Source organism: Spirillospora sp. NPDC047418 (assembly GCF_040643275.1).
GTDB lineage: Bacteria > Actinomycetota > Actinomycetes > Streptosporangiales > Streptosporangiaceae > Spirillospora.
The window spans coordinates 1-22,817 of record NZ_JBEYTW010000026.1 but is presented as its reverse complement, the minus strand read 5'-3'; the positions used below and the strand labels follow the sequence as shown (position 1 = coordinate 22,817).

At 72.6% G+C, this 22,817-nt stretch carries 16 protein-coding genes; 11 read left to right on the top strand and 5 right to left on the bottom strand.

The window, feature by feature from the left end; genetic code table 11:
* Positions 1-22 precede the first annotated feature (22 nt).
* The 3 genes from ABZ806_RS18370 to ABZ806_RS18360 all read left to right on the top strand — a co-directional run bounded on the left by ABZ806_RS18370 (position 23) and on the right by ABZ806_RS18360 (position 9,407).
* Complete coding sequence (locus ABZ806_RS18370) at positions 23-7,147, top strand: polymorphic toxin-type HINT domain-containing protein (protein ID WP_500218496.1); 7,125 nt, start codon at positions 23-25, stop codon at positions 7,145-7,147.
* Between the two features lie 15 nt (positions 7,148-7,162).
* Positions 7,163-7,531, top strand: a complete 369-nt coding sequence (locus ABZ806_RS18365; protein WP_500218495.1) for a hypothetical protein — start codon at positions 7,163-7,165, stop codon at positions 7,529-7,531.
* A gap of 247 nt (positions 7,532-7,778) precedes the next feature.
* Complete coding sequence (locus ABZ806_RS18360; RefSeq protein WP_500218494.1) at positions 7,779-9,407, top strand: ABC-F family ATP-binding cassette domain-containing protein; 1,629 nt, start codon at positions 7,779-7,781, stop codon at positions 9,405-9,407.
* A gap of 90 nt (positions 9,408-9,497) precedes the next feature.
* Here ABZ806_RS18360 and ABZ806_RS18355 read toward each other — a convergent pair whose 3' ends face one another.
* The 3 genes from ABZ806_RS18355 to ABZ806_RS18345 all read right to left on the bottom strand — a co-directional run bounded on the left by ABZ806_RS18355 (position 9,498) and on the right by ABZ806_RS18345 (position 13,092).
* Entirely contained in the window at positions 9,498-10,487 is a 990-nt protein-coding gene (locus ABZ806_RS18355; RefSeq protein ID WP_500218493.1) for an MBL fold metallo-hydrolase, read from the bottom strand.
* Positions 10,488-10,572: 85 nt separating this feature from the next.
* Complete coding sequence (locus ABZ806_RS18350; RefSeq protein ID WP_500218492.1) at positions 10,573-11,730, bottom strand: steroid 3-ketoacyl-CoA thiolase; 1,158 nt, start codon at positions 11,728-11,730, stop codon at positions 10,573-10,575.
* A gap of 117 nt (positions 11,731-11,847) precedes the next feature.
* Positions 11,848-13,092 carry a cytochrome P450 gene (locus ABZ806_RS18345; RefSeq protein ID WP_500218491.1) on the bottom strand — a complete coding sequence of 415 codons (1,245 nt, stop codon included), beginning with the start codon at positions 13,090-13,092 and terminating at the stop codon, positions 11,848-11,850.
* A gap of 338 nt (positions 13,093-13,430) precedes the next feature.
* Here ABZ806_RS18345 and ABZ806_RS18340 point away from each other — a divergent pair, with 338 nt between their 5' ends.
* Positions 13,431-13,823 (top strand): SCO2583/SCO2584 N-terminal domain-containing protein, encoded by a 393-nt coding sequence (locus ABZ806_RS18340; RefSeq protein WP_500218490.1) that lies wholly within the window; start codon positions 13,431-13,433, stop codon positions 13,821-13,823.
* Positions 13,824-13,883: 60 nt separating this feature from the next.
* On the opposite strand, the gene ABZ806_RS18335 is transcribed toward ABZ806_RS18340, so the two are convergent.
* Positions 13,884-15,092 carry a cytochrome P450 gene (locus tag ABZ806_RS18335; RefSeq protein WP_500218489.1) on the bottom strand — a complete coding sequence of 403 codons (1,209 nt, stop codon included), beginning with the start codon at positions 15,090-15,092 and terminating at the stop codon, positions 13,884-13,886.
* A 189-nt stretch (positions 15,093-15,281) separates the two neighbouring features.
* On the opposite strand from ABZ806_RS18335, the gene ABZ806_RS18330 reads away from it, so the two are divergent.
* The 7 genes from ABZ806_RS18330 (at position 15,282) to ABZ806_RS18300 (ending at position 22,394) form a co-directional block, all read left to right on the top strand.
* A complete protein-coding gene (locus ABZ806_RS18330) occupies positions 15,282-16,283 on the top strand; it encodes a 3-oxoacyl-ACP synthase III family protein (RefSeq protein ID WP_500218488.1) in 1,002 nt (333 codons plus the stop codon).
* 80 nt (positions 16,284-16,363) lie between these two features.
* Positions 16,364-17,116, top strand: a complete 753-nt coding sequence (locus tag ABZ806_RS18325) for a glycosyltransferase family 2 protein (protein WP_500218487.1) — start codon at positions 16,364-16,366, stop codon at positions 17,114-17,116.
* Positions 17,113-18,267 carry a cytochrome P450 gene (locus ABZ806_RS18320; RefSeq protein WP_500218486.1) on the top strand — a complete coding sequence of 385 codons (1,155 nt, stop codon included), beginning with the start codon at positions 17,113-17,115 and terminating at the stop codon, positions 18,265-18,267. The genes ABZ806_RS18325 and ABZ806_RS18320 overlap by 4 nt, the downstream gene beginning before the upstream one ends.
* Positions 18,264-19,775, top strand: a complete 1,512-nt coding sequence (locus ABZ806_RS18315) for a class I adenylate-forming enzyme family protein (RefSeq protein WP_500218485.1) — start codon at positions 18,264-18,266, stop codon at positions 19,773-19,775. The genes ABZ806_RS18320 and ABZ806_RS18315 overlap by 4 nt, the downstream gene beginning before the upstream one ends.
* Positions 19,772-20,698, top strand: a complete 927-nt coding sequence (locus tag ABZ806_RS18310) for an NAD-dependent epimerase/dehydratase family protein (RefSeq protein WP_500218484.1) — start codon at positions 19,772-19,774, stop codon at positions 20,696-20,698. Before ABZ806_RS18315 ends, ABZ806_RS18310 begins: the two co-directional genes overlap by 4 nt.
* A 49-nt stretch (positions 20,699-20,747) precedes the next feature.
* Positions 20,748-21,479, top strand: a complete 732-nt coding sequence (locus ABZ806_RS18305; RefSeq protein ID WP_500218483.1) for a Clp protease N-terminal domain-containing protein — start codon at positions 20,748-20,750, stop codon at positions 21,477-21,479.
* A gap of 54 nt (positions 21,480-21,533) precedes the next feature.
* A complete protein-coding gene (locus tag ABZ806_RS18300; RefSeq protein WP_500218482.1) occupies positions 21,534-22,394 on the top strand; it encodes an alpha/beta fold hydrolase in 861 nt (286 codons plus the stop codon).
* Between the two features lie 7 nt (positions 22,395-22,401).
* On the opposite strand, the gene ABZ806_RS18295 is transcribed toward ABZ806_RS18300, so the two are convergent.
* Positions 22,402-22,817, bottom strand: a 416-nt coding sequence (locus tag ABZ806_RS18295; protein WP_500218481.1) for an HNH endonuclease signature motif containing protein, incomplete at its 5' end; no start/stop codon positions are given.

Here is a 22,817-nt window from a genome sequence, read left to right as displayed (position 1 = left end):
GTGCATCCGCCAGGAGGACGTTGTGCGCAGGGGTGGTCTCGTCCGGTTCGCCGGCAGCCGCGTCATCGGTCCCGTCGCCGCGGTCACCGCGCTGACGCTGGTCAGCGGGCTGGTGCAGGTGCCACCGGCGAACGCCGCGCCGGTCCGGTACAAGCCGGTCGACCGCGACACGGTCGTCGCCGGCCACGCCATCGACCCGAAGCCGCGCAAGCGCGACGCGTCGGTCACCGACCCGGCCCCGGCGGCGAAGGTGAGGTGGCCCGAGGCGGGAGACGCCGAGGTCGCCGTCCCCGACGGGAAGGCGACCCGCGCCGGGAAGCTGCCGGTCTGGGTAACGGCGCCGGCCGCCGGCGCGAAGTCGCGCTCCGCCGCGCCGGGGGCGGAGACGGAGACGGCGGGCAAGGTCCGGGTGCGCGTCCTCGACCGGAAGGCGGCGAAGCGCGCGGGCGTCGACGGGCTGCTGCTGACCGTCGGCCGCACCGACACCCCGCGGGCGTCCGGCGCGTCCGGCGCCGGCGCGTCCGCCGCGAAGGCGGGCAAGGTCGGGATCAGGGTCGACTACTCGGGCTTCGCGCAGGCGTTCGGCGGCTCCTACGGCTCCCGCCTCCGCCTCGTCCGGATCCCGGCCTGCCGCCTCGACACGCCCGGCAGGCCGGAGTGCGCGGCCACGACGCCGGTCGCGACGGCCAACGACACCGAGAAGCACACGCTCAGCGCCGATGTCGAGGCCGCTCCCGTCACCGCCGCGGCGGCCCGGCCGACCCTGCTGGCCGCGGTCGCGGGCGGGTCCGGCGGCAAGGGCGACTACTCGGCGACGTCCCTGCAGCCGTCGGCGACGTGGCAGGTCAACGCGCAGACCGGGGACTTCTCCTGGTCCTACCCGATGCGCGTGCCGCCGGTCGCGGGCGGCCTCGTCCCGCCGCTCGGCATCAGCTACTCCTCGTCGTCGATCGACGGCCGCACGTCCAACAACAACGCCCAGCCCTCATGGGTCGGGGACGGTTTCGACCTGTGGCCCGGCTACATCGAGCGGGCGTACAAGTCGTGCGAGGACGACGGCGCGCCGAAGGACCAGTACGGCAACTCGCCCGGTGACCGCTGCTGGGGCTACGACAACGCCGTCATGGCGCTGAACGGCAAGGGCGGCGAACTCATCCCCATCGGCAACGACCGGTGGAAGATGAGGAACGACGACGGGACCCGCGTCGAGAAGCTCTACGGCAACGGGACCAACACCGCCAACGGCGACAACGACAACGAGTACTGGCGGGTCACCACCCCGGACGGCACCCAGTACTACTTCGGCAAGAACCGGCTGAACGGCTGGGCCGAGGGCAAGCCGGAGACGAAATCGACCTGGATCGCCCCCGTGTTCGGCGACGACGCCGAGGAGCCGTGCCACAAGGACTCCGGGTTCAAGGACTCGTGGTGCCAGCAGGCCTACCGGTGGAACCTCGACTACGTCGTCGACGTCAACGGCAACGCCATCACTTACTACTACACGCGCGAAGGCAACTACTACGGCCGCAACCTCAAGGCCGAGGACGAGACCATCTATACCCGCGGCGGCTGGGTCGACCGCATCGAGTACGGCCTGCACAAGGACGACCTCTGGCCCGCCAAGGCTCCCGCCCGCGTCGACTTCGACGTGTCCGAGCGCTGTGTCCGCGACGACGCCGCGGAGTGCGCCGAGGCGAACATCGAGAACCACCCGGAGTACTGGTGGGACGTCCCCTGGGACCTCCACTGCACGTCCGGCCAGGACTGCAAGGAGGACCACGGCACCCTCAGCCCCACCTTCTGGTCGCGCAAGCGGCTGACCGGGGTCACGGCGAGCGTGGTGAAGCCGGACGGGTCCGGCTACCGGCCGGTCGACTCCTGGAAGCTGACGCACGCCTGGGGCGAGGCCGACATCGACCGGCAGCTCCTGCTGGAGTCGGTGACCAACACCGGGAAGGCCGGGGGAGAACCGGTGACGCTGCCACCGGTGAGCTTCGTCTACAAGCAGCTGCCGAACCGGGTGGACGAGCTCGGCGACGACGTCGGCCCGTTCGTCAAGAACCGCCTGGCCACCATCTACAACGAGTCCGGCGGCATGGTCGACGTCAACTACACCGATCCGGACTGCACGCCCGACGACGTACCCGATCCGGCCACCAACCGCCGCCTCTGCTTCCCCGTGTACTGGACGAACGGCACCAACGGCGGCGATCCCGCGCTCGACTGGTTCCACAAGTACGCCGTCGTCCAGACCGTCAAGACCGACCTGACCGGCAAGGGCCCGGACCAGGTCACCGACTACGACTACGGCGCGGGCAGGCCGGCCTGGCACTTCGACGACGACCAGGGGCTCACCCGCGAGAAGTACAAGACGTGGTCGCAGTGGCACGGGTTCGGCAAGGTCACGGTGACGACCCGCAACCCCGCGGGGACCGCGTCCACCAGCGAGCACTGGTACTTCCAGGGCATGGACGGCGACCGCGCCGACAAGGCGGGCACGTCGAAGAAGGACGTCTCCGTCTCCGATGGCGAAGGGAACTCCTACCCCGACCACGAATCGCTCCAGGGCATGGAGGTCCGCTCGGTCACCTACGACAAGCCGGGTGGCACAGCCCTGTCCAAGGCCGTCGTCGAGCCGTGGCACAAGGAGACCGCGTCGAAGACCCACTCGTGGGGCACGCTCATCGCCGGCCACGTCGGAGCGAAGTCGAGCCGCTCCTTCACCGCCCTGGGCGGCGGGCAGTGGCGGGAGACGAAGACCGTCAACAAGGCGTTCGACGACCTCACCGGCGCACCCGTCGAGGTCCAGAACCTCGGGGACGTGGCGGTCGCGGACGACGACCGGTGCACCACCACGACCCTCGTCCACAACACCTCCGCGGTGCTGCTCGGGCTTCCCGCGCAGGCCCGCACCGTCGCGGCCGAGTGCGGAGCGGACGTCGACTTCGCCGAGCAACTGATCTCCGACGTCCGTACCTACTACGACGGCGGCGCGTTCAAGGCGGCACCGGTGAAGGGCCTGGTCACCCGGACCGACAAGGTCGCGGCCACGGGGACGACCGCCGGCGCGGTCGCCTACGTCCCGGCGACCAAGGCGACCTACGACTCCTACGGCCGCCCCCTGACGACCACCACGGTCGACAACACGACCGGGACGCCCGTCGACAAGACGACCACGAACGTCTACACCGACACCCGCGGGCTGACGACGAAGGTCACCACCACCAGCCCGCCCGCGCGGGCCGGCGACGCGGGCAGCGCCCAGACCACCAGCGAGGAGTTCGATCCGGCCTGGGGCGCCCCCGTCAAGAAGACCGACGCCGGCGGCAGGACCACGACGCTCGCCTACGACGCCGCCGGACGGCTCGCCAAGGTGTGGCAGCCCGACCGCAGCACGAGCCTGAACCCCACGCTCGAGTACGAGTACCGGATCGAACCGGACAAGATCGTCGCCGTCGCGACCAAGACCCTGGACCGGGACGCCGAGCAGGTCACCGGCTGGGAGCTGTTCGACGGCTGGCTGCGGACCCGGCAGACCCAGATCCCCGGCCCGGACGGCGGGCGCCTGATCACCGACCGGTTCTACAACGCGCTCGGCAAGGTGGACCGCGAGTACGCCACGTACTACGCCGACGGTGCTCCCGGCACGACGCTGTTCGGCGTCGACCAGGTCGGGGACGTCGAGTCCCAGGTCGTCAACGAGTACGACGGCCTCGGACGCGTCACCGCCGAGAAGCTCCTGGAGGGCAGCAGCGACGCGAACGAGAAGTGGCGCGTCCGCTACGGCTACGCCGGCGACCGCATCACCGTCACCCCGCCCACCGGCGGCACCCCCACCACCACGGTGTTCGACGCGCAGGGCCGGACGGTCGAACTGCGCCGGCACCGCGCCGACCCGCCCGGTGCGGTCGCGACGACCGCCTACACCTACGACCGGCTCGGGCAGCTCTCCAAGATCGCCACGCCGGGCGGGCACACGTGGACCTACGCCTACGACATCCGCGGCCGGAAGACCAGCGAGACCGACCCCGACAGCGGCACGAACCGGTACACCTACGACGACCTCGACCAGCTCGTCCGCACCGAGAACGCCAAGGGCCAGAAGATCGCGATCGGCTACGACCAGCTGGGCCGCAGGACGGAGGTGCGGGAGGGCTCGGCGACCGGGGCGAAGCTCGCGGAATGGACCTACGACACGGTCCGCAAGGGCCGGCCGGCCGGTTCCGTCCGGTACGACGGCGCGGCCGCCTACACCACGAAGATCAACTTCTATGACGCCCTGAACCGCCCGACCAGCACCACGGTCAAGATCACCGGGCTGCCCGCCGAGGAGAGCGCGCTCGTCCCGGCCAACGGCTACACGTTCACCACGAGCTACAACCCGGACGGATCGCCCAGGACCGTCGGCATGCCCGCCGCGGCCGACCTGCCCGGGGAGACGCTCAGCTTCACCTACGACGGTTTCGGACGCGCCGTCAAGATGGCTGGCAACCTGTCGTCCTACGTGGTCGGAACCGACTACAGCAAGACCGGGAAGCTCATCGGGCAGCGGCTGGCCACCTCCGAGACCGGAAAGAAGACGAGCCTCAGCTACACCTATGAACGGGGCAGTCAGCGGCTCAAGAGCCTCACGGCCGTCCACGACGGCCAGCCCGGCGTCGACCGCAGCGCCGTCTACACCTACCAGGACGCCGGGACCATCTCCCAGATCACCGACACCTCCCGTGAAGGCGTCGACAACCAGTGCTTCAAGTACGACGACCTGCAGCGCCTCACCGACGCCTGGACGCAGGACGTCCCGTCCGGCGCGGAGGCGTCCTGCGCGTCCGGCCCGGCGGGCGCCACCCTCGGAGGACCCGCCCCGTACCGGGTGAACTACGCCTACGACGAGACAGGGAACCGCAAATCCGAGACCCATTACGGTTCGGGTGACCAGGTCCTCTCCAGCCGGGCCTACCGGTACGCCGGCGGCGACGGCGTCGATCCCGACTACAGGGGACACCAGCTCGCCGACCTCACCCAGACCGGCCAGAACGCCCACACCGAGACCTACGGCTACGACGCCGCCGGGAACACCACCACCCGGAAGACGGGTACGGCCGACCAGACCCTGACCTGGAACGCCGAAGGGAAGCTCACCAAGGTCGGCGACCCGGTGAACGGGGACACGAGCTACGCCTACGACGCCGGCGGCGAACGGCTGATCCGCCGCGACCCCAACGGAACCAGCCTCTACCTGCCCGGCATGGAGCTGCGGCTGGACAAGGGCAAGGCGCCCAAGGCCACCCGCTACTACACCTACGGCGGCCAGACGGTCGCGATGCGCACCAGCGCGGGCGTGACGTTCCTGGCCGCCGACCCGCAGGGCACGTCCCAGCTCGCCGTCGACCCCGTCGCCGGCACCTCCAGCGCGCGCCGCTACACGCCCTTCGGGACGCTGCGCGACGGCGACGCCACCTGGCCCGCCGCCGACAGCAGAGGGTTCCTCGGCGGCGTCAACGACACCAGCGCCGGCCTGACCCATCTGGGCGCCCGCGAGTACGACCCCACCACCGGCCGCTTCATCTCGGTCGATCCGGTCCTCAACCCGGACGACCCCCAGCAGATGAACGGCTACACCTACGGCAACAACAACCCCGTCACCAACAGCGACCCCGACGGCCGGTTCTTCGGATGGCTCGCCATCTTCCTCGGGCTCCTGGGCCTCCTCGGCTTCCTCAGCGGCCTCGGCGGTGGCGGCGGCGGTGGCGGAGGAGGCGGTGGCGGTGGCGGCGGTGGTGGCGGCGGTGGCTCGCCGAACACCGGCGCGACCGCCGCTCCCCAGCCACCGCCGCTGCAGCCGGCGCCGACCCCCGCCCCGTCCGAGATGGGGGAGCTCGCGAGCCGCTGCTACATGGGGATCACCTCCTTCGGCGGCGGCTGCGCCGGCGACATCGTCATGGGGCGCGGCGGCGGCATGTCCGACCTCTACCGCCTGAACGACTTCGCCGCCCGCGGCTGGAAGCCGCTCGGCACCGCCCCGCACAGCTGGAAGGACGACGCCAAGATCGCGGCGTTCGGCATGCTGCTGGTCTTCGGCGGCCCCGAGGATCTCGCCGTCGCCGGCGGCTGGAAGGTCCTGAGCCTTCTCGCGCGGACCAAGTACGTGCGCAAGGGCCTCGAGGCGATCAACAGACTGCGGAAGCGCAACAACATCCCGGACCCGAAGATCGACCCTCCCGCCAACGGGAGTCCGCACGTCCCGGACGGCAGCCCCCACAAACCCTCGGGCGGCCCCACGACCACCCGTCCGAAGGCGCCCCGCGGATGCAGTTTCCTTCCGGGGACCGGCGTCCTGATGGCGGACGGGACCGTCAAGCCCATCGAACGGGTCAAGGTCGGGGACCGGGTCCTGGCGACCGATCCCCGGACGGGCAAGACGACCTCGCGCAGGGTGAACGACACGATCGTCGGCGCCGGCGCGAAGATGCTCGTCCAGATCACGGTCACGAAGGAGAAGGGCGCCAAGGCCGGGCAGGGCGTCGTCATCGCGACGGACAACCATCCCTTCTGGGTGACCGGCACGAAGCGCTGGGTCGACGCGGGCGATCTCGAACCGGGGATGTGGCTGCGCACCGGCTCCGGCACCCACGTCCAGATCACCGCGGTCCAGACCCGCATCCGGTACCGCCAGGTCTACAACCTGACCACCGCCACCGACCACACCTACTACGTGGTCGCCGGCGGTACCCCGATCCTCGTCCACAACTGCGATGAGGACGATGTCGTCCAGTTCGCCCACGGGACGACCCGGGCTTCCGCGCAGCGGATCCTGGACCATGGCCTGAACAGGGAGGAGAGCATCGCGGCCATGGTGGGCTCGCAACATCCGGGTGCCTTCTTCGCCAGCAGGCTGGATCCGGTGAACGGGAACCCCGCGGTCGAGAACGCCGCGACCTGGGGTGCGCGAGCCGCGCGCAAGGCGGGCGAATCGGAGGTCTGCGTGATCGTCTGCAGCCTGCCGAGGGGAGTCGTCGACGAGCTGCAACGCACCGGTGGACTGGCGAGTCATCCCGCGATCTTCGAGTCCACCTTCTACCCTGGTGGGTACGAGCTCTTCAACGACACGGTCAAATGGGATCCGCCGATCATCCTGCCGCTGTCGTGAACGGGAGGAGGGGTCATGGCGTACTCCGCCGACCGGATCCGAGCGACGACGATTCCGGCCCCCGTGCGGCGAGGGGCGTGGTGGGAGCACTCCTGGACGATCACGGCGGGCCGGCCCGTGCCGCTGGACGAGTTCGAACTGCCGGCCCCCCTGGTGGACGACGAGGAGGGGATGACGGTCGTGACGCTCCGCGGGATTCCCGGGGGAGGAGCGGTACTCGGCGTGTTCGAGGTGAACGAGATCATCTCAGCCCGCGCGCTGGTGCTGGCGTCGCAGATCGTGAACGCCGTCCGCGCGGCCACCGACGCGGAGGTACTGGTGGACGGCGCGGCGGACAGCCCGTTGTTCTCGATCATCCGGCGGCCGGACCAGGGCCCCGGCTGACGAGGGACCACCGAACGCATCGAGCGCCGCCGGCGGAGGGTGTGGCCAAGCGGTGGGGTTGGGTAGGGTGGAGGCGTGCTTCAGCAGCTTCTGTACCTCTGACAGGTCTCCGGACGGCCCGCCGCTCGCGTTGAGCGCGCCGCGGGCGGTCTGACGTTCGTCATCGGCCTCTTTTCTGCGGGGCCGTCAGTCGAAGGCACCCGGTTCTCCCTTTCCTGGGACAGGTGTGCCTCCGTCCGGAGGAAGCATGAACACCACCATCACCCTGCCCGCGCGCGCCCGCGCCCAGCTCGCCGCCGAGGGGATCCGCGTCGTGCGCGGTGGGCGGGCCGTCCTGCGGGACGTGCACATGTCCGTGTCGCCGGGGGCCCGCTGGGGCGTCGTCGGCGAGAACGGGCGAGGCAAGACGACGCTCCTGCACGTGCTCGGCGGCGCGCTGGTCCCCGATGAGGGCGCCGTCAAGCGCGTCGGCACGTTCGGGATCGCCGAGCAGGCCATGGCCGTCGCCGGTGACGCCACCGTCGGCGACGCCGTCGACCTGGAACTCGCGGACGCCCGTGCCGCGCTGAAGGCGTTCGACGAGGCGACCCGGGCCATGGCCGAAGGGCGTCCGGGCGCCGACGATGCCTATGCGTCCGCGCTGGACGCGGCCGAAGCGCTCGACGCCTGGGACGCCGACCGGCGCGTCGACCTCGCCCTGGAGGCCCTGGGCGCGGTCACCGACCGGAGCAGGCGGCTGTCCGAGCTGTCCGTCGGGCAGCGCTACCGGGTGCGGCTCGCGTGCCTGCTCGGCGCCGAGCACGACTTCCTGCTCCTGGACGAGCCGACGAACCACCTGGACGCGGCCGGCCTCGACTTCCTCACCGCGCGGCTGCGCGCCCACCCGGGCGGCGTCGTGGTCGTCAGCCATGACCGCGCGCTGCTGTCGGACGTGGCGACGACGATCCTCGACCTGGACCCGAGCCGCGACGGGCGTCCGGCCGTGTACGGGGACGGGTTCGCCGGCTACCGGCAGGGCCGCGAGGCGGAACTGCGGAGGTGGGAGGAGGAGTACGACCAGCAGCGCGGCGAGCACGCGCGCCTCAGCCGCGACCTCTCCGAGGCGCGGAACCGCCTGGTCACCGGCTGGCGGCCGGACAAGGGCACGGGCAAGCACCAGCGCGCCACCCGGGCGCCGGCGCTCGTCCGGGCCGTCCACCGGCGCCGGGACGACCTGGAGCGGCACGCCGTCACCGCGCCCGAGCCGCCGAAGCGCTTCAGCATGCCGGGCCTGCCCGCACGGCCCGGCACGACGCTGTTGAGCGCGGAGAGCGTGTGCGTGGCCTCCCGGCTGCCGGACGAGGTCACGCTGGCACTGGAGTCGGGTTCGCGTGCGGTCGTCACCGGCCCCAACGGGGCGGGCAAGTCGACCCTCCTGGCCGTGCTGGCGGGACGGCTGGCCCCCACCGGGGGAACGGTCCGGCGAGCGCCGGACGTCCGCGTGCAGCTGCTCGCCCAGGAGTCGCCGCACGCGGAGGCCGGACGTGCCCACGAGGTGTTCGCCGCCCACGTCGGGCGTCTGGTCACCACGGGGGCGCTGCCCGAGCACGAGGCGGTCTCCCTCGCGCGCCTCGGCCTGCTGGCGTCCGCGGACGCGGGCAGGCCGGTGCGCGAGCTGTCGATGGGGCAGCGGCGCAGGCTCGACCTGGCGATGGCCCTGGCGGCGCGCCCGCACGTCCTCCTGCTGGACGAGCCGACGAACCACCTGTCGATCGCCCTGGTGGACGAGCTGACCGACGCCCTGCAATCCACGGATGCCGCAGTGGTCCTGGCAACCCACGACCGCCAACTCCTCCGCGACACCGCACCTTGGCCCGCCCTCCCGGTGGGCGAGTAAGCGCCACACCGAATCCGTTGATCTGCGGCGTGTTGTTGTTATGCGCGCCCCGAAAACAACAACACGCCGCAGGTCAACGAAAACAGTGGCTTAGCGGAGGACGTAGCGGAGGGGGTCGTCGGTGCCCTCGCGGCGGGCGGCCCCGCGGGTTTCCAGGGTGCGGAGGTGGGCGGCGGCCTCGGCGGCGGCCATGCGGCGGGCCTGCTGGGACATGTCCGCCCACGGGTGGCGCCACTTGAGGCCCGCCGTGAGGTCCCACAGGGTGATCGCGGACGCGGAGAGCAGCGCCGTCACCTCGGCCAGGCGCTCCTCGTGGTGGGCGATGATCTCCTGGGCGCGCTCGGAGAGCCCGGTGAAGCGGTACTGGTGCGCCGGGAGGACCTCGCCGACGGTCATGGCCGAGACCTTGTCGAGCGAGCCGAGGAAGTTGCTCAGCGGGTCGATGTCCGGCGTGTCGTAGGGGTAGAGGCCGATGTGCGGGGTGATGCGCGGCAGGACGTGGTCGCCGGTGAAGATGCGGTCGCCGTCCTCCAGGTGGAGGCAGATGTGGCCGGGGGAGTGGCCGGGCGTCCAGACGGCGCGCAGCTGGCGGCCCGGGACGTCGGCCAGGTCGCCGTCGGCCAGCTCCCGGTCCGGGATCGCCGGCGGGGACACCGAGATCGGCCGGCCCGGCCCGGCCAGGTCGGCCTCGGCGGCGCCGGCGCGGCGCAGGGCGGTCAGCTCGAACTGGCGGCGCTCGCCCATGCCTGCGGCGTGGAACATGCGGACGATGTCGGCGTCCGCGTGGTGCATGGCGATCCAGGCGCCGGACGTCTCGCGGACGCGTCCGGCGAGCCCCGAGTGGTCGGGGTGGAAGTGCGTGACGACCACGCCGTGGACGTCCGACATCTGGATCCCGAACGTGCCGAGGCCGTCGCGGAGGGCCGCCCAGGCGTCCTCGTGCTGCCAGCCCGCGTCGATCAGGACGGGCCCCTTCGGGCTCTCCACCGCGTACACGAGCGTGTACGCCAGCGGGTTGTCCGGGATGGGGACGGGAACGCTCCACAACCCGCCGCCGAGGTCCTCAGGTTCCGGCTGCACCGAGACCGCCTTTCGCGCCTGTCAAAACATGGGTGTCACAGCATGGGAATGCCCCGGCCACGGTAGCCGGGGCGGGGTGGTCGGGTCAGATTCGCTCGAGGATGGACGCCGTGGACAGGGCGCCGCCCGCGCACATCGTGATGAGGGCGGTCCCGGCGTCGCGGCGCTCCAGCTCGTGCAGGGCGGTCGTGATCAGGCGGGCGCCGGTGGCGCCGACCGGGTGGCCGATGGCGATGGCGCCGCCGTTGACGTTGACGGTGTCCATGTCGGGCTTGTGGACCGACGCCCAGGAGAGCACGACCGACGCGAACGCCTCGTTGATCTCGGTGATGTCGATGTCGTTCATCGTCAGCCCGGACCGCTGCAGGACGCGCTCGGTCGCCTGCACGGGGCCGTCCAGGTGGTAGTACGGCTCGCCGCCGACGAGGGCCTGGGTCCTGATGCGCGCGCGGGGGCGCAGGCCGAGGGCCTTGGCCTTCTCCTCCGACATCAGCAGGACGGCGGCGGCGCCGTCGGAGATCTGGGACGAGGTGCCCGCGGTGTGCAGCGCGTCCGGCATGACGGGCCGCAGGTTCGCCAGGCCGTCGGCGGTCGTCTCGCGCAGGCCCTGGTCGCGGGTGACCTCGCGGGTCTCGCCGGTCGGGTTGCCGTCGGCGTCCAGGACGGGCGCGGTGACGGGCGCGACCTCGCGCTCGAAGCGGCCGTCCGCCCACGCCTTGGCGGCGAGCTGCTGCGAGCGGGCGCCGAACGCGTCCAGGTCGGCGCGGGTGATGCCGCGCCGGGCCGCGATCCGCTCGGCGGCCTCGAACTGGTTCGGCATGTCGATCGACCAGTCGTCCGGGCGCGGGTTCGCGGGCATCACGTTGGTGCCGAGCGGGGCGCGGCTCATCACCTCGACGCCGCAGCCGATCGCGACGTCCACCACGCCGGCCGCGATCTGGGACGCGGCGAGGTGGATGCCCTGCTGCGAGGATCCGCACTGCGCGTCGAGCGTGGTGACGCCGGTCTGCCAGGGCAGCCCCGCGTACAGCCAGGAGTAGCGGCCGATGTGCCCGCCCTGCTCGCCCGCCTGCGTGACGCAGCCGGCGAAGACCTGCTCCACCTCGGCGGCGTCGATGCCGGACCGCTCGACCAGCGCGTTCAGCGCGTGGGCGAGGACGGCCATCGGCTTCATGCCCGCGAGCCATCCGTTGCGCTTACCGAGCGGCGTGCGCACCGCCTCGACGATCACCGGGGTACCCATGCGGTCTCCTTCTAGAACACGATTCGCCTTTGAATGTAACGTGTTCTAACTTTGCCGGGGAGGGGCGGGTCCCGCTGAGAGGGATCGGCGCCGCGCCGGACGGGCCGGGGCCCGCGCTCAGTACCGGACGCGCAGCTCCTTGATGCCGTTCAGCCAAGCGGAGCGGAGCCGGCGCGGCTCGCCCAGCCGGGTGATGCCCGGCATCTGGTCGGCGATGGCGCCGAACATCAGCCCGATCTCCAGGCGGGCCAGGTTCGCGCCGATGCAGTAGTGCGCCCCGGTGCCGCCGAACCCGAGGTGCGGGTTCGGGTCGCGGGCGACGTCGAAGGTCATCGGGTCGGCGAAGACGTCTTCGTCGAAGTTGGCGGAGCTGTAGTACATCGCCACCCGGTCGCCCGCCTTGATCCGCACGCCGCCCAGCTCGGCGTCCCGGACGGCCGTCCGCTGGAACGCGGTGACCGGCGTCGACCAGCGCACGACCTCGTCCGCCATGGTCTCGGGACGCTCGGCCTTGAACAGCTCCCACTGCTCCGGGCTGTCCATGAACGCCATCATCCCGTGGGTGATCGCGTTGCGGGTCGTCTCGTTCCCGGCGACGGCGAGCAGGATCATGAAGTAGCCGAACTCGTCGTCGGACAGGGACTGCCCGTCCACGTCCGCCTGGACGAGCTTGGTCACGATGTCGTGCGCGGGGCAGCCGCGGCGCTGCTCGGCCAGCCCCATCGAGTAGCCGATGATCTCGGCGGCGGCGCAGGCCGGGTCGTCGTTGTACTCGGGGTCGTCGTAGCCGAGCATCTTGTTGGACCAGTCGAACAGCCGGCGCCGGTCCTCCTGCGGGACGCCCATCAGCTCGGCGATCGCCTGCAGCGGCAGCTCGGCCGCGACCTCGGTGACGAAGTCGCCCTCGCCGCCGCGGCGGCGGGCCTGCGCGACGATCCGCTCGGCGCGGTCCTGCAGCGCGTCGTGCAGGCCGTTGATCACGCGCGGGGTGAAGCCGCGGGACACGATCTTGCGGAGCTTGGCGTGCTGCGGCGGGTCCATGTGCAGCAGCAGGTTCTCCCGCTGGACGTCCAGCTCCTCGGCGCTGAACGTCTCGTTGAACCTGATCACGGCGCCGTTGGCGTTGGACGACCACTGCTCGTGGTCGCGGGAGATCTCCTTGATGTGGGCGTGCTTGCTGATCACCCAGAAGCCGTCGTCGGCGAACCCGGTGCGGCCGCGCGGCTGCTCGTTCCACCAGGGCGCGCCGGTCCGGCGCAGCAGCGCGAACTCGGCGAGCGGGATGCGCTCGGCCATCAGGTCCGGGCTGGCGAAGTCGAAGCCGGCGGGGACGGCGGCGGTCTCCGAAGCGGTGGCGGTCATGCGCGGTACCTCCCGATGTCACGGCACTTGCCGCCACCGTAGAACCGGTTCCAGGCCGACTTCAAGAGCAAATGAGACTCAAGTCTAATCTTTCGTCTCCATCAACCGATTGAGTGATGACCCGTCAGTCATCATCGTTCTCATCTGGCAAAACGTGAGCGCCGCTCTCCCTTGCTGCATGCTGTGATCGGCATCACCTGTTCGCCCGGTGAGCTACCTCACTCCGCTCCGCAGGTTTAGCTAGAACGCGTTCTAGAAACTGGCGGGAAAGACCGTCGGGCATGTCGGGGGCGTCGACTAGCCTGGGTTCTCGACGTCCCCCGCGCCGGAGAGCCCCCATGGCCGCAGATTTCGACGAGCCCGTGTTCGACGAAGCATTCGTCAGGAGCGCCGCGTTCACCGAGCCGTCCGCGCGCGAGCGCGCCCGCCCGCCGGGCCGCCGCGAACGCCGGCGCACCCGCCGCGCCGCCCGCCGCGCGCGCGGCGGGGCCGGCCCGCTGCGGCGCCGCCGCCGCGAGCCGAGCCATCGCCGGGCGGTGTTCCAGCTGATCGGCGGCGTGCTGGTGCTGTTCGCGATCTCCTTCGGGCTCTGGTGGTGGAACTCGGCGCCGCGCGACGCCGAGCCGGTCCGCCCGGTCAGCCCGACGATCACGCACTCCCCGGCGCCCGCCCCCGCCCCCACGGCCCCCGCCACGGAGGCGCCCCCGACCATCGTGATCCCCGAGGTCTAGGCGCGCCGCACCCTGAGCAAGCCGCACGCCGAGCAAGCCGCACGCCGAGCGAGCCGCACGCTAGGCGAGCCGCACCGCCAGTTCCGCGTAGGCGGGGACGAGGGCCCGGCGGGTCGCGCGCCGCGACACCACCCGGTACGGGCGGCCGCCGGACAGCAGCGTCGCCAGCATCCGCGCGACCTGGGTGCGCGCGACGGCCGCGCCGAGGCACAGGTGGCGGCCCCCGCCGAACCACAGCTGCCGCGTCTCGGGGATGTACTCGCGGTGGATGTCGAACGGCCCGGCGCCGTTCGTCGCCCGGTACGTCAGCAGCAGCACCCGCTCGCCCGCGCGGAGCCGCCGCCCGCCGACGGTCGCGTCCCGGTTGACGTGCCGTCCGATCACCGGGGCCGGCGCGGCGACGCGCAGGCCCTCGCGCACCGCGTTGTCCATGAGGGACGGGTCGTCCAGCAGCGCCCGCTGCCGGCCGGTGTCGTGCAGCAGCGCCACCGTCCGCACCGTCCCGGACGCGCCGGTCTCGGTGCCCGCGATGACCAGCAGGGTCGCGAGGCCGCGGGCCAGCGGCAGGCCGAGGTCCAGGTCGCGGCAGCGGCCGAGGAGGGTGTCGCGGCCGGCGGTCCGGTAGGCGTGCGGGACGCCGGCGGTGATCTCGTCCACGATGCCGCGGGCCCGCGCGACGACCGCCGGGTCGAGGCCGGTGGACGCGGTGGTGCCGAGCGCCAGCCGGGCGAGCCGCTCCCCGGCGCCGAACAACTCGCGGTAGTCGGCGTCGCCCCGGCCGGCGGGCAGGCCGAGCAGGTCGGCGACCATCCGCCCGGCCAGGACGCGGGCGGCGTCGGCGACGTCCACGGTCCCGCCGTCCGCGAGCCGGTGGGCCAGCGCGGTGTGGAAGCGGCCCTGGGAGCGCTCGACGAGGGTCCGCGCGGCGTCCTCGGTGAACAGGTCGCGGGCGCGGGTACGGATCTCCGCGTGCCGGGCGCCGCCGAAGAACTGCCCCATCTCGTCCCCGAACAGCTGCGTCCACAGGTGGCCGACGCCGCCCTCGCCGTTCATGCCGAACGCGGCGTGGTCGTTGAGGACCTGCCGGGCCAGCACGGGATCGGTCACCACCCAGCCGACCCGGGGGATCCGCGTGATCGGCCCGGTGTACCGCGCGGCCTCCAGCAGCGCGAACAGCCACGGGTTGGCCGCCCACAGCAGCCGCGCCTCATGCCGTCCCGCATGCCGTACCGCCGTACCGACCGGTGCGGGGATCTTTGTGCTGGTCATGGGGTGATTGTGGCGGGTTGGGAATCCGGATGAAAAGGCGGTACTACTCAATTCGGGTGAGTGGTGGTACTCACGGCGAACCGGGTGCAACGCCCGGCCGTTGTTCCGTAGGGTTCCCCTCACCTGAGGCGCCCGGCGTCGGCGAGGCTTGCCGGACACCGAGCACGAGGAACCGGGGGACCCCAGCCCATGAGAGCCCGCATCACCGCCGTCGCGGCGCACCTGCCGGAGCGGACGGTCACCAGTGCCGAGGTCGAGGCCCGCGTCGCGGCCGAGAGCGCCGGATACCGGCCGCACCCCACGATCGTGGAGCGGATGACCGGCATCCGCGCCCGGCACGTCATGCGCGACGGCGAGCAGGCGTCGGACCTGGCCGTCGCCGCCGCCCGCCGCGTCCTCGCCGAGCGCGCGGTCGAGCCCGCCGGCGTCGACCTGCTGGTCTTCGGCTCGGCCTCGCAGGACCTCGTCGAGCCCGCCACCGCGCACATCGTCGCCGCGAAGCTCGGCGCGGCCTGCCCGGTGTTCGACGTGAAGAACGCCTGCAACAGCTTCCTCAACGGCCTGCAGATGGCGGACGCGCTGATCCGGACCGGGCAGCACGAGCGCGTGCTGGTCTGCACCGGGGAGAGCCCGTCCCGCGCGATCCGCTGGAACGTCCGCGACCGGGCCCAGTTCGTGGACGCGTTCGCCGGCTACACCCTCTCCGACGGCGGCGCCGCGATGCTCGTCGAGGCCGCCCCCGACGGCGGGATCTTCTACCGCGACTTCGCCGCCGTCTCCAGCGCCTGGCGGGTCGGGACGCTCCCGGGCGGCGGCTCGATGCACCCCCGCGACCCCGAGTTCACCTACTTCAGCGGCGACGGGCGCAGGCTCAAGGACGCGTTCGTCGCCAACGGGCCGGAGATCTTCACGACCGCCCTGGAGAAGACCGGTCTGACCTGGGACGACTTCGCGGTCGTCGCCGTCCACCAGGTGACGCTTCCGTATCTGGAGGTGCTGCGCTCGATCCTCGGCATCCCGTCCGAGCGGATCGTCGTGACGCTTCCCGAGCACGGCAACGTCGCGTCGGCGAGCCTGCCGCTGCAGATCGCCACCGCCCGCGCGGCCGGGCGCTGCGGCCCCGGCGACCGCGTCGCGCTCATCGGCCTCGCCGGCGGCGTCAGCCTCGGCGTCATGTTCGCGGAGCTGTGACCATGCCGAGCCATCCCACGCAGCCGAGCCATCCCTCGCAGCCGCGCGGTGCCGCGCACGAACGGGACGGAGCCGCGACCATGAACCTCTGGGTCGTCATCCCCGCCTACGACGAGGAGCGGTCGATCGGCGCGACGCTGCGCCGCCTCGCCGAGCAGACCGACACCGCGTTCTCCCTGGTCGTCGTCGACAACGCCAGCACCGACGGGACGGTGCAGGCCGTCAAGGAGTTCGCCGCCGGCGACCCGGCGTTCGACGTCCGGATCGTCCACGAACCGGAGAAGGGGACGGGGGCCGCCGCCGACACCGGCGTCCGGCACGCGATCCGCGCCGGCGCCACGCACGTCGCCCGCACCGACGCCGACTGCCTGCCGCACCGCGGCTGGATCGCGGCGGTGAAGCGCGCGTTCGGCGACGGGCTGGAGATGGTGTCCGGGCCGCTGCTGCCCCGCACCGACGAGTTCGAGCTGAAGTTCTGGGAGCGGCGCCTGCTGCCCGCCGTCATCGACATCGCCGCCCTCTTCGGGCGCTTCCGCCCCGGCAACCAGGACCCGCTCTACCTCGGCCCCTACGTGATGATGCCGGGCTGCAACGTCGCCATCACCGCGGACCTCTACGAGCGGTCCGGCGGCTTCCCGCGCACCCGCATCGAGGACGTCCACGAGGACCGCGCGCTCGTCAACCGAGTCCGCTACCTCACCGACGCCTACGGCCTGCGCAAGGACGTGACCGTGTACGGGTCGGTGCGGCGGCTGCGCGCGTTCGGCCTGGTCAGGACGCTCGGCTGGTACGCCGACCACCGCTACCGCCCCGCCGTCGTGGACATCCGGTGAACTGGGAGAAGCGGCTCTACACGACCGCGCACCCGTTCGCGTACCCGCTGCTGCGCGCCGTCGCGCGGCGCGGCCCGGCCGTCCGCGTGCCCGGCGTCGGCGTGGTCGTGAACGACGCCCGCACGGCCCGCGAGGTCCTGATGGACGGCGAGACGTTCCGCAAGGACGGCCCCGGTTCGCCCGGCGAACTGTGGACGCCGGTGCTGGGCCCGTCCGTCCTGCTGAACATGGAGGGCGAGGCGCACCGGGCGCTGCGCCGCCGCCTCACCGACCTGTTCGTCCCGTCCTACACCGAGGCGCTGTGCGCGCGGGTGCTGGCCGAACCCCTGGACCGGCTCGCCGGCCGCCTGGCGCGCGGCGCGACCGTCGACCTGGTCGACTTCGCCCGCGTCATGGCCGGCACGGTGATCGGCGAGGTCATCGGCCTGGAGGGCGGCGGCGAGGCGGCCTACCGGGACCTGTTCGAGCAGGGCGAGCGCATCGTCGCGATGGTGTCGCTGCGGACGCGCCGCCTCTCCCCGGCGCAGGTGCGGCGCGCCCGCGGCGTCCTCGACCCGCTCGGCGACATCGCGGCGAAGGCGTACCTCGCCGGGGACGAGTCGACGGTCATGGGGCGGATGCGGGCCCTCGGCCTGTCCGCGGACGAGGCGCGCGGCGCGGCCGGCGCGTTCTTCCTGACCGGCACCGAGACCGTCGCCACCCTGCTGCCCCGCCTGATCGCGCTGCTCGCCGACCACGGTCAACTGGCGCGCGTCGCGGGGGACCTCGCCCTGCTCGACCGTGCGATCGAGGAGGCCATGCGGGTGACGACGCCGACGCCGGTCATGCTGCGCAGCGTGCACCGGCCCGCGACGGTCGCGGGCGTCGCGATCCGTCCCGGCGACCGGGTGCTGATCGCCACGCACAACTGCTGCCGCGCCTACGGCCCGTTCGACCTCGACCGCCCGCACCCGCCGGAACTGCGCCGCCTGTGGTTCGGCGCCGGGCCGCACTTCTGCATCGGCTACCCGCTGGCCCTGGCGCAGATCCGGCTGGCCGCCCGGACCCTCCTCACCGCCGCGCCGCTGCTCGTCACACGGCGGGCGGCGGCGCGCGGCGTGCTGATCCCGACCTACCGGTACCTGGCCGTCCGATCGGGGGTGGCGGCATGACGCTCGTCCGGCGGCTGCTCGACCAGGCGGCGCAGACTCCCGGCGCCGTCGCCCTGATCTCCGGGGACGGGACGGAACTGGCCTACGGCGACCTCCGGCGGCAGGTCCTCGCCGTCCGGCACGGACTGCTGTCGGCCGGGCTCGCCCCCGGCGACGGGGTGCTGTTCTCGGTACGGCCCTCGCCGGAGTCGCTCGTCCTGGCGCTGGGCGTGGTCGCGGCCGGGGGAGTGGTCGTGTTCGCCGATCCCGGCGCCGGGCCCGAGATGTTCACCGCGCGGCTGCGGCTGGCGCGTCCGCGCTGGTCGGCGGCCGAGTCGGTGCTGTACGCGGGGAGCCGGCTGCGGCCCGTCCGGGCGTACGCGCGGCGGCGCGGGCTGCTCCTGCCGAACCTCGCCGACCTCCAGATCCCCGGCGAGGGCCCGATGCGGCACATCCACGTGGGCCGCCGCCTCCCGGGCGTGCCGCGCGGCGCCCTGTCCTTCGCCCGCCTGATCCGGGGCGAGGCTCCGGAACCCGACCGGGACACCGCCCCCGACGCCCCCGCCGCCGTGATCTTCACCTCCGGGACGACGGCGAACCCGCGCGCGGTGGTCCACACCCAGGCGTCGCTGGCCGCCGCGCTCGACCTGTTCCGGACCCGGCTGCCGCTCGGCCCCGGCGACGTCGTGCACACCGACCAGCTCATGCTCGGCCTGCCGACGCTGATCGCGGGCGCCCGCTGGTCGATGCCGCCGCTGTTCTGCGCACCGGCCGACTTCGCCCGGCTGATGCGCGAGCGGGGCGCCACGCACACGTTCTGCGTGCCCGTCCACCTGGCCGAGATCCTGGACGCCGCCCCGGATCTGCCGCCGTCCATCCGCCATGTCCTCCTCGGCGCGGCCCCCGCGCCGGCGCCGATCCTGCGGAGGGCGGTCGCGGCGGCGCCGTCCGCCGAGGTCCTGTCCGTGTACGCGATGACGGAGATCCTGCCGGTGGCGATCGCGTCGGCCGAGGAGAAACTCGCTCACGCCGACGCCGGGGCAGGCGACCTCCTGGGCGCGCCATTGCCAGGTGTGGGCGTGCGTCTGGAGGCGGACGGCGAACTCCTGCTGTCGGGCCCCAACCTGTGCCGCGGCTACCTGGGCGCGGACCCTCTCACCGAACTCCCGACCGGCGACCTGGCCCGCCTGGACGACGGGCGCCTCGTCCTCATGGGCCGCAAGAAGGACATGCTGATCCGGGGCAAGTTCAACCTGTACCCCGGCCTGTACGAGCCGTCGGTCGCCGCGCTCCCCGATGTCGCCGAAGCGGCCATCGTGGGCGTCCCCGACCCGCGGACCGGGGACGAGGAGGTCGTCCTCGCGGTGGTCGGCCCGCCCGGACTCGAGGCCCGCCTGCACCGCACCCTCCCCGACGTCATCGACCACGACGCCCTCCCCGACCGCATCGTCGTCCTGGACGAGTTGCCGCGCGCCGGCCGGACCCGCAAACTCGACCGCGACCGGCTCCGCGCCATGGTGACGCCGTGAGGATCGCGGTGACCGGGGCGTCGGGCTTCGTCGGCGGCGCAGTGTGCCGGGCCCTCACGGCCCAAGGCATCACGACCTACGCGTACGGCCGCCGTCCGACCACACCCGAGCCCCATGTAGGCGGCGCGCCCTACCGTTCATGGGACCTGACCCACGGCCCGCTCCACGATGTGCCCCGCGTTGACGCGGTCGTCCACTGCGCGGGCAGCGTCACCGACTGGGGACCGGCCCGCACCCTCTTCGCCGCCAACCTCACCGGCACCCGCAACGCCCTGGCGACGTTCCCGGGCGCCCGGTTCGTCCACGTCAGCACGGCCAGCGTGTACGACCCGTTCCGCCCGAGCGTCATGGCCCGCGAGGACGAGGCCCCGGTGTCCCGCTACATGAACGCCTACGGCGCCTCGAAGGCCGCCGCCGAACGCCTGGCCCTGGACCGAGACGCGATCATCCTCCGTCCCCACGCGGTCTACGGGCCGGGCGACACGACCCTGCTGCCGCGCGTCCTGTCGGCCGTCCGGGGCCCGCTGCTGCCCGCCGTGGGGACGGGCCGCCAGCGCATCAGCCTGACCTCGATCGGCAACCTCGTCCAAGCCTGCCTGCTGGCCGCCACCGGCCCGGTGACCTCGGGCGTCTTCAACATCGCCGACGCCGCCCCGGTCATGATCGACGCCGCCTTCCGGGAGATCCTCCGCGAACGCCGCGTCCAGGCGAGACCCGTCTACATCCCGACCGCGATCGCCCGCCCGCTCGCGACCGTGGCCGAGGGCGCGTTCCTCCTGGCCCGCCGCCCCGAGCCCCCGCGCATCACCCGCTACGCGATCAGCCATCTGGCCGTGGAACGCACCCTCGACATCGAGGCGGCACGGACGACCCTCGGCTTCGACCCGCACGAGACGACCTTCGCGGGAGCCGCCGGCTGGTGATCGTCAACCACAGGTTGACGCACCTCAATCGTCAACCTATGGTTGACGCATGACGGAACCCACCCAGGCGACCAGCCAGGTCCGGTTGGACGAGCTGATCAACGCCATCAAGAAGGTCCACACCGACGCCCTCGAGCAGCTCAGCAGCGCGGTGATCGCCGGGGAGCACCTCGGCGAGGTCGCCGACCACCTCATCGGCCACTTCGTCGACCAGGCCCGCCGCTCCGGCGCGTCCTGGACCGACATCGGCACGAGCATGGGCGTCAGCAAGCAGGCCGCGCAGAAGCGCTTCGTCCCCAAGGGCGCGACCCCCGACCTCGACCCGTCGCAGGGCTTCTCCCGGTACACCGCCCGCGCCCGCAACGTCGTCATCGCGTCGCAGAACGAGGCCCGCGCCGCCGGCAGTGACCAGATCACCCTCGCCCACCTCGTCCTCGGCCTGCTCTCGGAACCCGAGGCCCTCGCCGCGAAGGCCATCACCGCGCAGGACGTCCTGCTGGACACCGTCCGCCAGGCCGCCACCGCCGCACTGCCCCCGGAGGCCGCCGACGTCCCGGCGCTCATCCCCTTCGACCAGGACACGAAGAAGGTCCTCGAACTGACCTTCCGCGAGGCCCTCCGCCTCGGCCACAACTACATCGGCACCGAGCACATCCTGCTCGCCGTCCTCGAACACGAGAACGGCACCGGCGTCCTCTCCGAAGCCGGTATCGACAAGGCGGCCGCCGAGGCCACCATCACCGCGGCCCTGGCCGCCCTGACCGGAGGGCAGAACGGCTGAACGGCGACCGGCGGCGCCCGATGAGTTTCGGGCGCCGCCGGAGTCTGCACGGGTATGGAGAAGCTCATCACCGCCAACGGCGTCGACCTCTGCACCGAGACCTTCGGCGACCCCGCCGACGTCCCGACCCTGCTGATCGGGAACACGATGCTCACGTGGCCCGACGCCCTCTGCGAGCGCCTCGCCGCGCTGCGCCGCTTCGTCGTCCGCTACGACCTGCGCGGCACCGGCCACTCGACGACCATCGACCCGGAGGCCCCGTCCCACACCCTCCGCGACCTGGTGGCGGACGCCGCCGCCCTGCTGGACGCACTCGACATCCCCCGAGCGCACGTCGTGGGCGCCGGCCCCGGCGGCTGGATCGCCCAGCTCCTCGCCCTCGACCACCCCGCCCGGGTCGCCACCCTCACCCTGATCGGCACGAGACCGACCGCCCCCGGCCCCGCCGACCCCGACCTGCCCGACCACGCGCCCGAACTCATGAAGCGCTTCGGGAGCGCGCCCCGCGTCGACTGGACGGACCGCGCCTCCATCGTCGAGTTCCGCGTGGAGAACGCCCGGAACATGGGCGGCGGCGACTTCGACGAGGACGAGGCGCGCGAGAACATCGAACGCATCCACGACCGCACCCGCGCCCGCGACGAGCACGGCGCCGCCCACCGCGCCGACCAGATGGCCACCCAGTTCGCCGCCCTGGACTGCGCCCCCCGCTGGCGCGAACGCCTCCCCGACGTGACGGCCCCGACCCTCGTCGTCCACGGCGAGGACGACCCGTTCTTCCCCGTCGGCAACGCCGAGGCCCTGGCGGCCGAGATCCCCAAGGCCGAGTTGCTGATCCTGCCCGGCACGGGCAGCGAACTCCCGCGCCGCACGTGGCCCACGGTCGTCCCAGCACTGATCCGCCACACGTCCTGACCCGCGCTCACTCCCGGTCGGGGCGGACGATGTACCAGGTGCCGGAGGGGGTGACCCAGAGCAGTAGTCCTGCCCAGATTTGGTGGAGTTTCCAGTCGGTGCGCTGTTTGAGTCTGTGGTGGCGTCGGCAGAGGGGTGCGAGGTTGCAGGGGCAGGTGGTTCCGGGTCGCCAGGGGATGGTGTGGTCGAGGTCGCAGAGCCGGGAGGGCTGGTTGCAGGAGGGGAACACGCAGGTGGTGTGGCGGGCTTCGATCTCTCGCCGCAGCGCCCCGGACGGCCGGTAGGCGGGTCGGCCGTGGATCTGGTCGTCGCCCTGGCAGGCGGTGTCGCGGGCGTCCGCGAATTCGCGGTGGATGCGTTGCGCGGTGCGGCGGATGGCTTGTGGTAGTTCGCGGGGGTCGACGCGTGCTCGCACATGGTTCA

Bases quoted from the DNA above. Each gene is read 5' to 3' on its own strand.
- ABZ806_RS18350 (WP_500218492.1), bottom strand. From the start codon at position 11,730: ATGGGTACCCCGGTGATCGTCGAGGCGGTGCGCACGCCGCTCGGTAAG.
- ABZ806_RS18300 (WP_500218482.1), top strand. From the start codon at position 21,534: ATGGAGAAGCTCATCACCGCCAACGGCGTCGACCTCTGCACCGAGACC.
- ABZ806_RS18335 (WP_500218489.1), bottom strand. From the start codon at position 15,092: ATGACCAGCACAAAGATCCCCGCACCGGTCGGTACGGCGGTACGGCAT.
- ABZ806_RS18345 (WP_500218491.1), bottom strand. From the start codon at position 13,092: ATGACCGCCACCGCTTCGGAGACCGCCGCCGTCCCCGCCGGCTTCGAC.
- ABZ806_RS18315 (WP_500218485.1), top strand. From the start codon at position 18,264: ATGACGCTCGTCCGGCGGCTGCTCGACCAGGCGGCGCAGACTCCCGGC.
- ABZ806_RS18325 (WP_500218487.1), top strand. From the start codon at position 16,364: ATGAACCTCTGGGTCGTCATCCCCGCCTACGACGAGGAGCGGTCGATC.
- ABZ806_RS18340 (WP_500218490.1), top strand. From the start codon at position 13,431: ATGGCCGCAGATTTCGACGAGCCCGTGTTCGACGAAGCATTCGTCAGG.
- ABZ806_RS18360 (WP_500218494.1), top strand. From the start codon at position 7,779: ATGAACACCACCATCACCCTGCCCGCGCGCGCCCGCGCCCAGCTCGCC.
- ABZ806_RS18365 (WP_500218495.1), top strand. From the start codon at position 7,163: ATGGCGTACTCCGCCGACCGGATCCGAGCGACGACGATTCCGGCCCCC.
- ABZ806_RS18305 (WP_500218483.1), top strand. From the start codon at position 20,748: ATGACGGAACCCACCCAGGCGACCAGCCAGGTCCGGTTGGACGAGCTG.
- ABZ806_RS18330 (WP_500218488.1), top strand. From the start codon at position 15,282: ATGAGAGCCCGCATCACCGCCGTCGCGGCGCACCTGCCGGAGCGGACG.